The sequence below is a fragment of the Aliidiomarina halalkaliphila genome, assembly GCF_007096385.1.
GTDB classification, from domain to species: domain Bacteria; phylum Pseudomonadota; class Gammaproteobacteria; order Enterobacterales; family Alteromonadaceae; genus Aliidiomarina; species Aliidiomarina halalkaliphila.
The window spans coordinates 1227773-1240865 of the sequence record NZ_VJWL01000001.1; the positions used below are offsets into that span (position 1 = coordinate 1227773).

At 50.2% G+C, this 13093-nt stretch carries 13 protein-coding genes; 3 read left to right on the top strand and 10 right to left on the bottom strand.

What is annotated here, in order from left to right:
* Window positions 1-2: 2 nt before the first annotated feature.
* Window positions 3-899, bottom strand: coding sequence for a type II secretion system protein GspC (gene gspC, locus FM042_RS05660; RefSeq protein ID WP_143235176.1), 897 nt, complete (start codon window positions 897-899; stop codon window positions 3-5).
* 146 nt (window positions 900-1045) lie between these two features.
* Here gspC and hslR point away from each other — a divergent pair, with 146 nt between their 5' ends.
* Window positions 1046-1429 carry a ribosome-associated heat shock protein Hsp15 gene (gene hslR / locus FM042_RS05665; RefSeq protein ID WP_143235179.1) on the top strand — a complete coding sequence of 128 codons (384 nt, stop codon included), beginning with the start codon at window positions 1046-1048 and terminating at the stop codon, window positions 1427-1429.
* Window positions 1430-1473: 44 nt separating this feature from the next.
* On the top strand, window positions 1474-2340 hold the full coding sequence (gene hslO / locus FM042_RS05670; RefSeq protein WP_143235181.1) for an Hsp33 family molecular chaperone HslO: 867 nt from the start codon (window positions 1474-1476) through the stop codon (window positions 2338-2340).
* Between the two features lie 57 nt (window positions 2341-2397).
* Here the strand turns inward: hslO and der are convergent, their stop codons facing one another.
* The 8 genes from der to ndk form a co-directional block, all read right to left on the bottom strand.
* Window positions 2398-3849, bottom strand: coding sequence for a ribosome biogenesis GTPase Der (gene der, locus FM042_RS05675; RefSeq protein ID WP_143235184.1), 1452 nt, complete (start codon window positions 3847-3849; stop codon window positions 2398-2400).
* 112 nt (window positions 3850-3961) lie between these two features.
* Window positions 3962-5149 (bottom strand): outer membrane protein assembly factor BamB, encoded by a 1188-nt coding sequence (gene bamB / locus FM042_RS05680; protein ID WP_143235186.1) that lies wholly within the window; start codon window positions 5147-5149, stop codon window positions 3962-3964.
* On the bottom strand, window positions 5146-5766 hold the full coding sequence (locus FM042_RS05685; protein ID WP_143235188.1) for a YfgM family protein: 621 nt from the start codon (window positions 5764-5766) through the stop codon (window positions 5146-5148). Before FM042_RS05685 ends, bamB begins: the two co-directional genes overlap by 4 nt.
* A 17-nt stretch (window positions 5767-5783) precedes the next feature.
* Entirely contained in the window at window positions 5784-7055 is a 1272-nt protein-coding gene (gene hisS, locus FM042_RS05690) for a histidine--tRNA ligase (RefSeq protein ID WP_143235190.1), read from the bottom strand.
* A 79-nt stretch (window positions 7056-7134) separates the two neighbouring features.
* On the bottom strand, window positions 7135-8250 hold the full coding sequence (gene ispG / locus FM042_RS05695) for a flavodoxin-dependent (E)-4-hydroxy-3-methylbut-2-enyl-diphosphate synthase (protein ID WP_143235192.1): 1116 nt from the start codon (window positions 8248-8250) through the stop codon (window positions 7135-7137).
* 39 nt (window positions 8251-8289) lie between these two features.
* Complete coding sequence (locus tag FM042_RS05700) at window positions 8290-9348, bottom strand: RodZ domain-containing protein (protein WP_143235195.1); 1059 nt, start codon at window positions 9346-9348, stop codon at window positions 8290-8292.
* Between the two features lie 58 nt (window positions 9349-9406).
* Complete coding sequence (locus FM042_RS05705; protein WP_143235197.1) at window positions 9407-10579, bottom strand: bifunctional tRNA (adenosine(37)-C2)-methyltransferase TrmG/ribosomal RNA large subunit methyltransferase RlmN; 1173 nt, start codon at window positions 10577-10579, stop codon at window positions 9407-9409.
* 115 nt (window positions 10580-10694) lie between these two features.
* The gene (gene ndk / locus FM042_RS05710; RefSeq protein ID WP_143235199.1) at window positions 10695-11126 is read right to left on the bottom strand and encodes a nucleoside-diphosphate kinase; all 432 of its coding nucleotides are present in this window, start codon (window positions 11124-11126) and stop codon (window positions 10695-10697) included.
* Window positions 11127-11321: 195 nt separating this feature from the next.
* On the opposite strand from ndk, the gene msrA reads away from it, so the two are divergent.
* The gene (msrA, locus tag FM042_RS05715) at window positions 11322-11861 is read left to right on the top strand and encodes a peptide-methionine (S)-S-oxide reductase MsrA (protein WP_143235202.1); all 540 of its coding nucleotides are present in this window, start codon (window positions 11322-11324) and stop codon (window positions 11859-11861) included.
* 83 nt (window positions 11862-11944) lie between these two features.
* On the opposite strand, the gene FM042_RS05720 is transcribed toward msrA, so the two are convergent.
* The gene (locus FM042_RS05720; RefSeq protein ID WP_143235204.1) at window positions 11945-13093 is read right to left on the bottom strand and encodes an IscS subfamily cysteine desulfurase; all 1149 of its coding nucleotides are present in this window, start codon (window positions 13091-13093) and stop codon (window positions 11945-11947) included.

Here is a 13093-nt window from a genome sequence, read left to right on the forward strand (position 1 = left end):
ACCTATTGATTCGGAATTCTAAGTTCCAACGTAATGGGTTCATCATTCCGCAACACTACGACGGTAGCGTTGGTGAGTGAACCGACATCACGTAGGATAGACGCTGCTTCGGCAAGATTGGTCAAGTCATAGCCATTTAAACTAATGGCGATGTCACCTGACTCAAACCCAGCTGCAGCAAATAATTCTGGATATCTGTTGGGTGCTAAGCGGTATCCGATAAGATTACCTTCTCGTTGCACTGGCGTGATTGTGACCAACTCTCCGATGTTTTCAGGGTTCACAGTACCGATATCAATCGGTACTTCATGGACGCGCTCAACGGGTTGTTCTCGCGTCTCTTGGGGCTGATCAACTTGGCGCAAGGTGATACCTGGTTCAAAGCCATCACGGCCATCGAGGTACAGGGTTTCCAAACGCCCGCCATTTTCCAATATCACGCGATCTGATAAAATTTCATTGATTACAGCACGGCTTGAGCTAATCGTTTCGCCAGGTATATAAGTCACTTGGTTGTTGCCTTGCTGAATAATAGCGGCAGAGCGTTCCGGTACTGTACTCGCAGTCACGCCCACCAATCGAATATTTAATGTGGTTTCTGGTGCTTCGGTCGTACGCGGCTGGCGACTTGCTTCGGCCCCGCGCTCACCAAACAAATGCAATTGCTGAATTCTATTGAGATTAACCTGAACCTGCTCAGTAGCAGCCTGACCGCCAATTGCTGGGGGGACCGGCAAATCCGCTGGTGTAATCAGTCGCCACGTAATGGTTGCCGCTAGCCACGCAGAAATACACAGCAATAAGATCCCAATACCTGTGAGAACAGGTTGCAAAACGCTGCGATAAGTGGTGCTCAGTCTCGCCAAGGAAAGCGAACCGAGTGACAGTGAACTGACCATGTATGTGGAATCTACTTCTTATTAAAATATTGTTATCGAATTAGCATTCTAGCGTGCTAAGCGATGAACAACAATGTACGGAGCGTAAAATTGTGTAAGGAATCATGTTACACTCAGACGCTTGAATTGTGCAGGAGTTTCACACCATGAGCAATGTATCTGTTCGGTTAGATAAGTGGTTGTGGGCAGCTCGTTTTTTTAAAACACGAGCCCTTGCGCGCAGCGCGATTCAAGCCGGCAAAGTCCACTACAATGGACAGCGCAGCAAACCCGCAAAGATTGTTGAAGTCGGCGCACTGCTCACCATTCCTCGGGGCTATGACCGGTACGAGGTCGTCATCGACACCATCAGCGATCAACGTCGCGGGGCTGCCGAAGCCCAAACTTTATATACTGAAACCGAACAAAGCGTGGCTAAGCGTGAAGAAAACGCGCGGGCGCGTAAGCTCAATCAGATGTATAATCCTCACCCCGATCAGCGTCCTGACAAGAAACAACGACGCGATTTAATCAAATTTAAGCAACAATAGTGCGCCCTCTCGGGTCGTGCTTTAGCAATTTTTAGGACGCCTTTATGTCGGATTCCCTTGATCAGATTCTACGATTTACCTTTGCCAACCACGATGTACGTGGTGAAATTGTGCAGTTACAGGAAAGTTATCATGCGTTGACTCAGGGCCACGCTTATCCCGCACCGGTCAAGCAACTGCTTGGCGAGCTGATGGCAGTAACCAGCCTGCTTACTGCAACGTTGAAGTTTGAAGGCCACATCAACGTGCAAATTCAAGGCGACGGGCCGCTTAACTATGCCACTGTGAATGGTAGCCATGAGCAAGCATTGCGGGGCGTTGCCCGGCTTACCTCAGAACCTACCGGAACCAGCTTTCGCGAGTTAGTAGGCGATAACGCCATTTTATTAATTACCCTCACTCCCGAACATGGCGAACGCTATCAAGGCGTCACAACAATTGCAGGAGATTCCTTGGCTGCATGTATCGAAGAGTACTTTAGTCAGTCTGAACAGTTGGCAACCCGTGTTTGGTTATTTGCAGATATCGAGCAGGAGCGCGCCGGAGGGCTATTTCTACAAGCTCTTCCTGGCAGCAATGGCCACGAAGGCTTTGAACATCTTACAACTCTTGCCAGCACCGTGACTGCCGAGGAATTGCTGCAATTACCTGCAACTGACATGCTGCAACGCTTGTATCATGAAGAAGAAGTCCACCTGTACCCGACACAAGCAGTCCGTTTTTTCTGTGGGTGTTCTAAAGAGGCGACCGCAACTGCATTGCGCAGTGTGCCGCAAGATGAGTTAATGGATATTCTGGCGCAAGAAGGCGAGCTCAAATTAACCTGTGATTATTGCTTAACTGACTACCATTTTAATGCCTTTGATGTGCAATCGTTGCACGCCCATCAAGCCCCCGAGCAACCACAATAACGAAAAAAGCCAGTCCACGTATTGTGTGACTGGCTTTCTTAATATCCGACGCGCGGGCTATTTTTTCACAAATCGCATCATGCGTTTACGCTTCCGCTGTTGTGACAGTGTCAGTGAGTTTTTCTTCCCTTCAAACGGATTCTTACCGGTACGGAATTCCACTTTTACCGGAGTACCCATGAGTTTCAGCGACTTACGAAAGTAATTCATTAAGTAACGCTTATAGCTCTCGGGCAAATCGTTGACCTGGTTGCCATGCACCACGATCAGAGGTGGGTTATAGCCACCGGCATGGGCAAATTTCAATTTGACCCGACGGCCCCGCACTAATGGCGGTTGATGCTCTTCCTGTGCCGACTCCATAATGCGCGTTAGCTGCGAAGTACTTACCCGTTTAGTCGCACTTGCATAGGCTTCTTGGACCGAGGTAAACAAGTGGCCCACGTTGGTGCCGTGCAGTGCCGAAATAAAATGCACGCGGGCAAAATCAACAAAACCTAAACGACGATCGAGTTCATCTTTGATCCACTGTTTTGCATCCTGCTCCAAACCGTCCCATTTGTTTACAGCAATGACCACAGAGCGCCCCGCATTCAACACAAAGCCTAATAAATTCAGGTCTTGGTCACTGATAGTTTCGCGGGCGTCGATAACCAGAATCACCACATTCGCACTTTCAATCGCTTGCAGGGTTTTCACCACTGAGTATTTCTCGACGGCCATATCAATCCGGCCACGACGACGTACGCCTGCAGTATCAATTAACACGTATTCACGACCATCGCGTTCCATTGGGATATACACGCTGTCACGCGTGGTGCCAGGCATGTCGTATACCACGACGCGATCTTCACCCAAAATCCGATTGGTGAGCGTGGATTTACCCACATTTGGCCGACCAATAATCGCTAACTTAATAGGTTGTGCTTGCAGCCGCTCAATCTCTTCTTGGGCGTCTGCTTCCGTTAATTCTTTCGGCTCGTCAGACTTCGGCGCAATTAGCATGTCCGGATAGTCGGCTTCCAGTGGTTGTAAACTGGCGCGCAATAATTGGCTCACACCCCGGCCATGGGCCGCGGCCACTTGCCACACCTGACCTAAACCAAGGCCATAAAAATCTGCAGCCGCCGCATCACCGTCGAGGCCATCTACCTTATTGGCAACTAAATACACAGGCTTATCTTGCTTACGTAAGTATTCGGCAATAAATTCGTCAGCGGCACTAATGCCGGTGCGGGCATCTACCAAGAACAAGACCACATCGGCTTCATCAATCGCTTGCAGCGATTGTTTTGCCATCAATAGATCAAGCCCTTCTTCTTTGCCATGAATCCCGCCGGTATCAACCACGATAAACTGGTACTGATCATAACGCCCCTGACCATACTGGCGGTCACGCGTCAGCCCCGGGAAGTCTGCCACTAGGGCATCCCGAGTTTGGGTAAGGCGATTAAATAGTGTGGATTTGCCAACATTTGGACGGCCCACAAGGGCGACCACGGGTATCATGTAATTTCCTCTCTCCTGAAACACGTTCAGGGCCCAACTCGGCCCTGAACGATTGGCGGTGCTCCGCCTGCAAACGCTATTGTACTACAAGTGAGCGTTTACGTATGCATGATTATTGGCCTTGGGCGCGTATGGCAACCACATTGCCTTTCGCATCCTGCACAATTAATTTATCGTCAACAATCACCGGTGCGCCGTGAATCCGGTCATCACCAACTTGATAGCGACCAACCAGCTCGCCATTGCTGCGATTGAACCAATGCAAATAACCAAAACGGTCACCGGATACCAAATAACTGCCAGATACCGCCGGCTCCGTTAATGAACGCAAGAACAGATCCGAATTGCGCCATAACTCCATACCGTTGGAACGGTCAATGCTTATCATATGACTTTGCTGATCCACTAACACGATACGGTTTACTGCTTGCACTGGGCCACGCCAGCTGCCGTATTCACGTTTCCACAACACTTCGCCATTACGCAAATCAAATGCTGCCAAATCACCATTGAAGGCCGACACATAAATATTGCCGCCCCACACCAATGGCGCGCCATCGACATCAACTAAGCGCTCGAGATCAGTAGATCCGGTAGGAACCGAGATTCGTTCTTCCCATGCCAACATGCCATTTTCGGCAATTAACACCACGACTTTGCCGGTGGCGCTGCCGAAAATAACACCGCCGCTATTAATTACCGCTGGCGATGTGCCGCGCAAACTCAGCAATGACACTTCTTCTTCATGCGTCCACATGATCTCGCCGTCACGTGCACGCAGTGCCGCGACAATACCAGAACCTAAATGAACCACCACCCGACCTTCGCCCACGGTCGGTGCGGCCAGCACTTCGCCAGGTACTTTTTGTTCCCAAAGTAGCTCACCGTTATCGGCATTAAATGCGTATACCAAACCGTTCTCAGAGCCAACAAACAACATCGAACCAGCAACTGCGATACCACTCAAACGCGCTGGCTCACCGCCAAAGTAGCGACCAAATACTGGTTTGCGGCCACCTAATTCTTTTGACCACAGTTTGCGCCCACTCTCGGCATTTATTGCCGCTACAGCGCCGTGACGTCCCGCCACATAAATCACCCCATCTTGATGCACAGGGCGCAAGCGCGAGTGATGATTCCCTTGGCCAATGCCGACTCGGGTGCTCCATACTTCGGAAGCGGTCACTTCGGTGGTAATAGAGCGTAGCTCAGCATGACGAGGCCCTTCATCTTTGGATGAACAGGCCGCCAAAAATATGGATGCTACGGCGACGACTAACCAGTGTTTTGTTTTAATCATTCGTGTCCTGCCAGATTGTCGATTTTCATCTGCAAGGCATTATTTGCGCCCGCTGCAGATGCGTCTGCTGCCGCCAGATAAGACTCCCGTGCAGCGCTATAGTTGCCTTGTGCAAAGTAGATATCACCTTGGATTTCCGCCACGCCAGCCGCAAATGCGCTGCCGCGAATGCCAGCTAACCATGCTTGTGCGCTCGTGAAATCTTCCAAAGCTGCATCAATGCGTGCTAAACGCATGGCCACAATGGATTTTAAGTCTTCGTGGCGTAATTCAGCGTGTGCTGTTTCTAATTCGCTACGCGCCGTGTCTAGATCACCAGCACTTACCGCGTGTTGCGCTAAATACAACCGAGCTAATGCGCCCTGCTCCGAGCCTGATAACTCGCTCGTAATCGCCTGGGCACGGGCCAACGCGTCTTGGTCTTCGCCAAACTGTAAGGTTTCAATGACTTGCTGATAAACTGCAGTTCGTGCTTGTGCGGCTTCGACCTGACTGTCTTGGTAATACCGCCAACCGAACAGAGACCCTAAACCGAGCACTACACCCGCCACGATCCAAGGTCCGTAATCTTTAATAAACGCTTTTATCTGTTCGACTTGTTGATCTTCGTTTTCCACTGCCGTGTCCTCTTGATTTACACCAAGGTGCTAAGCACCGTTGATACGTCATTCATGTGAACTGTTGTTTGCTCTGCATCACGACGCAAGAACTTCACAGTCACTTTGTTTTCTGCAACTTCATTGGCACCAATAATTAACGCTACTTCGGCACCGCTTTGGTCGGCTTTCTTCAATTGTTTTGCAAACTTTCCGCCACCGCAATGAAGCATGACGCGCAGGCTGGGCAGTGCGTCCCGAACCTGTTCGGCAACAGTCATTGCTGGAAGTTCCGCTTCCGCGCCAGCGGCAACTATATAAACGTCGACACTCCGCGGTAGCTGCTGGTTATCGGCGTGTTCGAGCATTAACACCAGACGTTCTAGACCCATCGCAAAGCCGACCGCAGGGGTCGCCTTACCGCCTAATTGTTCAACCAAACCATCGTAGCGACCACCGGCACAAACAGTACCTTGCGCGCCTAAGCTATCGGTAACCCACTCAAACACAGTCCGGTTGTAATAATCTAATCCACGCACCAAACGCTCGTTATGCACATAGCGTACACCTGCGTTATCCAAATAGGCGCAAAGTTGTTCAAAATGAGTTCGTGACTCACTATCCCAATATTCACTGAGTTTGGGTGCCTTCGCCAACACCTCCGCCATAGCAGGATTTTTTGAATCAAGAATTCGCAGTGGGTTGCTGTCTAAGCGACGCACACTGTCTTCGTCTAGCTGTTCTTGATGCGCACGCAAATAGGCGGTGAGCGCTTCTCGGTAATCAGCTCGCGCTGCATTGGAGGCTAGCGAATTGAGTTCAAGAGTAAGATATGGCAACAAACCAAGGGTTTTCCATAACCGCGCCGTCATCAAAATCATTTCCGCGTCTATATCTGGGCCATCTAAACCAAAAGCCTCGACACCCACTTGGTGGAACTGACGGTAACGGCCTTTTTGGGGTCGCTCATGGCGAAACATTGGGCCCATATACCAGAGTCGGCGGGTTTGGTTATACAACAGCCCATGCTCATTGCCTGCGCGCACGCAACTCGCAGTGCCTTCTGGGCGCAAGGTAAGGCTGTCGCCATTGCGATCAGCAAAGGTATACATTTCTTTTTCAACGATATCGGTCACTTCGCCGATAGAGCGCTTGAACAGTTCGGTCTGTTCCACCACCGGCATGCGAATCTCACTGTAGCCGTAATTCGCAACAAGGTCGCGAATCACTTGCTCAAGCTGCTGCCAACGACCCGTTTGGTCTGGCAAGATATCGTTCATGCCGCGAATGGCTTGAATTTGTTTTGTCACAGTTTGGGAATTCCTGTCTCAATTACATGACGGTATTAACAACGCCGGCATTATAGGGTGTTTGCCCCATTAGGTAAAACTAGAGGTTCTGAATATCGATAGGTGTCTCTTGCTCACGACGTTTTACGTAATCCCGTATCTGTGCTTCTAGCTCGTCAACAATATTATCATTGTCGATACGTAGCTTTTGCCGCTGTCCGTCTTTATAAAAACCGCTCTTGTTCTTCGCACCGGCTAATCCGATTTGCGCGACCATCGCTTCACCAGGGCCATTAACAACGCAGCCAATGACCGACACGTCCACCGCGGTGGTGATATCTTCCAAGCGTTGCTCAAGGGCATTCACCGTTGAGATGACATCGAATTCTTGGCGCGAGCAGCTCGGACAGGCAATAAAATTAATGCCGCGACTGCGAATACGGAGCGACTTCAAGATATCAAAGCCGACTTTAATTTCTTCTACAGGATCCGCCGCTAACGACACACGGATGGTATCGCCGATTCCTTCACTGAGCAGCATCCCCAAGCCAATCGCCGATTTTACCGCGCCAGCTCGGGCACCACCTGCCTCGGTGATCCCCAAATGCAGGGGTTGTTCAATTTGTTTAGCAAGTAAACGGTACGCATCGACGGCAAGGAACACATCTGATGCCTTCACACTCACTTTAAAATCGTGGAAGTTTAAACGATCAAGAATATCCACATGGCGGAGCGCAGACTCTACCAGTGCGGCACCCGTCGGCTCACCATACTTTTCTTGGATTTCGCGTTCCAAGGATCCGGCATTAACACCAATTCGAATGGGGATATTGCGATCCCGAGCGGCATCAACCACCGCCCGAATACGATCTTCATGACCGATATTGCCAGGATTAATGCGTAAACAATCCACGCCATATTCCGCTACTTTCAGGGCAATACGGTAATCAAAGTGAATATCGGCAACCAGAGGAACCGTCACCCGTTGACGAATGAGTTTAAATGCTTCCGCTGCATCCATGGTGGGCACGGATACGCGCACAATATCGGCACCCGCCGCGACAATACGCTCAATTTGCGCCACAGTCGCGTCAACATCATTGGTGTTGGTATTTGTCATCGATTGCACGGCAATTGGGGCACCATCACCAATAGGCACATCACCCACGTAAATGCGGCGACTTTTACGACGGACAATCGGAGTTTCGTGGTTCATGGTGTGTTACTGCTCTCTATTCACAAACGTCGAATATGGTTAGCCTTGGCTAGGCAGAGTAAAGCGTGCGGTACGCCCTCTAAAGCGCGTTAAATCAATTTCTTCACCGCGAAAATACACGGAAACCGCCTGCGGTGCGCCAAGCGTAATTTCATAAGGGGCCTGGCCCTCTAACGGCATCACATGACCGCCTTGTTTTACCCCAAAGGCAATGACTTCCCCAGTGGCATCTTCAATGCGTACCCAACAATCATCACTAAAGGTAAGCACTAGCTCTGCCTCTGCGACAGCCGACACCGCTTGCTCTGTGGTTTCATTCTGCACGCTGGGGTCTTCGGTAGTCGCCGGTACTTGAGTTACTTGTTGTTCTGTTCGTTCAGGCGAGCGCGTCGCGCTGCTTGTTTCCGTTGGCGGAGGATCGGAGCGGGTTTCGGTGACTACTGCAGGATCCTGAGTTCCGGTTAACTCAGGTGTATCTACCGGTGCTTCCACCAAATCTTCCGTTTCATCCGTGGCGATTACATCATCTTCATCACGGGCATCAAGCCGGGTTTGCGATTGCACCGTGTCAGAACGTGTTGGTGTGGTGGTTTGGCGATTGCTCACGCGTTCTTGCTGCGCGTTACTATTTACAATGCCATCACCATTTTTTTCTTCAGTGAATTGTTGCCACACAAACACAGCCACCGAGCCAATTAAGATCAAAATAATGATCCAGGTCATCAGCATGAGTTTGTTATCTTGCGATTCGAGCTTGGTCTTTTGCGAAAAGCTTTGCATTTGACCGGCGGGCGCCTCTTCACCGAGAAAGGTTTGGTAGGCGGAAATGACCGTCGCTTCATCAAGGTTCACTAACTTTGCGTAAGAGCGCAAATAGCCTCGAATATAGGTTCCGCCCACATACTTACTAAACTCATTGGCTTCGAGTTCTTCAATTTGGGTGCGGCGTAAACGTAAACGGTCGGCAATTTGGCTCACACTTAATCCGGCCTGCTCCCGCGCATCGCGCAGCAGCTCGCCCGGAGAAACCGGTGGGCTCGCTTCTGTTTCACTCACCTCGTCGTGGTGGTGCTCGTCATTTTGATTAGTTTCGGTCATCTTTAGCTGAATTCACTACTCTAGGGCAATCCATTGCGAAAATCGGTGTTGTAACAGGCTAACCGACCACATTTACGTTAATCGGTTCCCCATTCTTTTGTTTTTGTTGTTTTTTCAATAACCGTTTGGTGCGATCGACAACGTCACCTACAAGTTGACCACAAGCCGCATCGATATCATCCCCACGGGTCTTCCTAACGATAACGGTATAACCGTGTTCCATCAACACCTTTGCGAAACGATCAATGCGAGAATTACTTGATCGACCGTAACCTGATCCCGGAAATGGGTTAAACGGAATCAAATTAATCTTGCTTGGTGTATCTTTCAGTACTTTTGCTAATTGATGGGCTTGGTCTGTTGAGTCATTCACATGATCCAACATTACGTACTCCACCGTCACCTTTGTTTGCGCTTTTGATTGCTCCACATAGCGCCGCGACGCCGCTAAGAACTCCGCAATCGGATACTTCTTATTGATTGGAACGATTTCGTCACGTAGTTCATTGGTGGGCGCATGCAAAGATATCGCCAACGCCACATCAATCTGCTCGCGCAATAAGTCGAGTGCAGGCACCACACCGGAGGTGCTCAAGGTCACTCGGCGCTTGGATAAACCAAAGCCGTAGTCGTCGAGCATAATTTCCATCGCCGGCACCACGTTTTTTACGTTGAGCAATGGCTCACCCATGCCCATCATCACCACGTTCGTAACCGCTTTTACGTTGGTGTCGCCAAAAGGCCCGAGCAACTTACTGACTCGCCACACCTGACCGATGATCTCAGAGACGCGGAGATTGCGATTAAAGCCCTGATGCCCCGTTGAACAGAAGGTGCATTCCAATGCGCAGCCTACTTGTGATGACACGCACAAGGTAGCGCGATCATCTTCTGGAATCCACACCGCCTCAATCTCCTGACCATCGCGTAATTCCATCACAAACTTAATGGTTCCATCGGCAGATTGCTGCTGTACTTTAATTTCTGGCGCACGTACCTCTGCCACTTCTTTTAGCTTGGCCCGCAGCGCTTTATTTAAATTGGTCATTTGATCGAAGTCGTCAACACAATAGTGATACAACCACTTCATCACCTGTTCCGTACGGAACGGCTTCTCGCCGAGCTGCACAAAGAAATCCCGCAATCCTTGCCGATTCAAATCCAGCAAATTGATTTTCTTTTGGGTTCCCTCTGCTAATTCCTTAGCTGGGCTACATGGAGTACCTGTCATGACGACCTCAAGTTTTGTCTAACGTGGCATGTTGAATCGAAATCCAACAAGGCCAAAGAATAACGGTCAAAAAAGGGGCCCGAAGCCCCTTTTTTAAAGTGCTTACCCTACTATTTTAGCGGGTACGCGAGCAAACTTCTTCATCAGAGAAGAAATAAGCTATTTCACGAGCTGCAGATTCAACTGCATCTGAACCGTGAACAGCGTTTTCATCAATCGTTTCAGCGTAATCAGCACGCAAGGTACCAGCAGCTGCTTCTTGTGGGTTAGTCGCGCCCATGATTTCACGGTTCTTACGTACCGCGTCTTCACCTTCCAGCGTCATCACAACGATTGGGCCAGAAGTCATAAACTCAACTAAAGCACCAAAGAACGGACGCTCTTTGTGTTCAGCGTAGAAACCTTCCGCTTGTTCTTTGCTCAGGTGCATCATCTTTTGGCCGACGATGCGCAGACCTGCGCTTTCAAAACGGTTAACGATGGCGCCGATTACATTTTTGGCAACCGCGTCAGGCTTAATGATGGACAGAGTGCGTTCCAAAGCCATTGCTGTACTCCCGATTAATCATAAAAGTTGGTTAAAAAAGACGCGCGGATTATACGTGATTCAGGGAATTTTTCCCACTAATTCTTTATACTTCCAGCATAACTCTGATTCATGACAGATTCTTTACTTGGCAAGTATCCATCCCTGATGTATTTTAGACGTCTAGATGTTTATTTGCAGTAGGATAGTCCCTTAATGAACAAGTCTCTTCACGTAGCAACCCTCGCCGGCGGATGTTTTTGGTGCCTCGAGTCTGCGTTCAATCAAGTACAAGGCATACATTCGGTAAAGTCGGGCTACAGCGGCGGACAAACCGAGAATCCAACCTACAAAGATGTGTGTACTGGCAACACCGGGCATGCGGAGGTGATACGGGTGGAGTTCGATCTTGAGGCGATTTCCTATCGTGAAATTCTCGAGATCTTTTTCGCACTGCACGATCCTACGCAAGTGAATCGTCAAGGTAATGACATCGGCAGCCAATATCGCACCGCGATTTTCTATCATGACGAAGCGCAAGCTGAGGCGGCACGCAGCATTATTGCGGAGATGGAACAAGAGCAGACATGGGAGGGGCCCATCGTGACCCAAATCGAGCCGATCGCGACTTTCTATCCCGCCGAGGATTATCACGATAACTACTTTGAGCGCAATCCAGAGAACCAATACTGCCAAGCGGTGGTATCGCCAAAACTTGCCAAGTTTAAGAAAACCTTTGCGTCGCGGCTAAAATAACCACAGGCATGCGAGAACCCACGCTATCGAAAGAAACGGATGTGCGAACACATCCAGGGCGTGGGTCGGGTGGGTTCGGTAGATTAGTTGCGTAATCCGTTCGCGGTATCGCGCACCAATTGCGCGGCAAAATCCACTTCTTCTGGGGTGGTAAAGCGTCCAACACTCAATCGAATACTGGCATGAGCAACGGCATCCGAGCGACCCAAGGCTTTCAACACGTAGGACGGCTCTACACTGGCGCTGTTGCAGGCCGAGCCCGACGATATCGCTAACTGGCTTAGGGCCATCAGCAAGGTTTCCCCTTCCACATCACAAAAGCCCACATTGAGAATGCCCGCGACGCTGTGCGTTAGATCAGTATTTAAAACCACCCCCGGGATGGATTTCAGGCCGTCCCATAAGCGCTGCCGTAATGTGGCTAAGCGCTCAGACTCGGCCGCTAATTCTTGGCCAGCAATCTCTGCTGCCTTTCCGAACCCAGCAATTTGATGGGTGGGCAAGGTGCCCGAGCGCATGCCGCGTTCATGACCCCCGCCGTGCATTTGCGACACCAAATATACCCGCGGCGTTCGACGCACATACAACGCACCAATGCCTTTCGGCCCATACATCTTGTGCGCTGAAATCGACATTAAATCAATATCCAACGCACGCACATCCACCGGGATTTTGCCGACAGCCTGGGCCGCGTCCACGTGAATCAAAGTGCCGTTATTATGGGCAATCTCTGCAAGCGCTGCGATGTCGTGAATCACGCCAATCTCATTGTTCACATACATCACTGTAAGTAACACCGTGTCGCTGCGCAATGCGGCTTTTACCGCGTTCAGATCAAGGGCTCCGGTATCGCTCACCGTCAGATAGGTGACCTCATACCCCTCATCTTCTAGGGCTTTACAGGTATCTAGCGTGGCCTTGTGCTCGGTGCAGACCGTCACGATATGCTTACCACGCTCCTGATAAAAATCAGCAACCCCTTTAATGGCCAAATTCGATGCTTCCGTCGCCCCCGATGTAAATACAATCTCCCGAGGATCCGCATGAATGAGCTGAGCTATAGACTCCCGGGCAATATCTACGGCCTCTTCCGCTTGCCAACCAAAACGATGAGAACGAGACGCCGGATTACCGAACACGCCATCCATGGTTAAATATCCCATCATGCACTCGGCAACTCGCGGATCGACCGGCGTGGTTGCAGCATAATCAAGGTAAACGGGATATTTCAT

What these genes read in the sequence shown, in the direction of transcription:
- ispG (WP_143235192.1), bottom strand. Translation starts at nt 8,250, where the DNA reads ATGAACCACGAAACTCCGATTGTCCGTCGTAAAAGTCGCCGCATTTAC.
- hslR (WP_143235179.1), top strand. Translation starts at nt 1,046, where the DNA reads ATGAGCAATGTATCTGTTCGGTTAGATAAGTGGTTGTGGGCAGCTCGT.
- FM042_RS05700 (WP_143235195.1), bottom strand. Translation starts at nt 9,348, where the DNA reads ATGACCGAAACTAATCAAAATGACGAGCACCACCACGACGAGGTGAGT.
- FM042_RS05720 (WP_143235204.1), bottom strand. Translation starts at nt 13,093, where the DNA reads ATGAAATATCCCGTTTACCTTGATTATGCTGCAACCACGCCGGTCGAT.
- bamB (WP_143235186.1), bottom strand. Translation starts at nt 5,149, where the DNA reads ATGATTAAAACAAAACACTGGTTAGTCGTCGCCGTAGCATCCATATTT.
- hslO (WP_143235181.1), top strand. Translation starts at nt 1,474, where the DNA reads ATGTCGGATTCCCTTGATCAGATTCTACGATTTACCTTTGCCAACCAC.
- gspC (WP_143235176.1), bottom strand. Translation starts at nt 899, where the DNA reads ATGGTCAGTTCACTGTCACTCGGTTCGCTTTCCTTGGCGAGACTGAGC.
- der (WP_143235184.1), bottom strand. Translation starts at nt 3,849, where the DNA reads ATGATACCCGTGGTCGCCCTTGTGGGCCGTCCAAATGTTGGCAAATCC.
- msrA (WP_143235202.1), top strand. Translation starts at nt 11,322, where the DNA reads ATGAACAAGTCTCTTCACGTAGCAACCCTCGCCGGCGGATGTTTTTGG.
- FM042_RS05705 (WP_143235197.1), bottom strand. Translation starts at nt 10,579, where the DNA reads ATGACAGGTACTCCATGTAGCCCAGCTAAGGAATTAGCAGAGGGAACC.
- ndk (WP_143235199.1), bottom strand. Translation starts at nt 11,126, where the DNA reads ATGGCTTTGGAACGCACTCTGTCCATCATTAAGCCTGACGCGGTTGCC.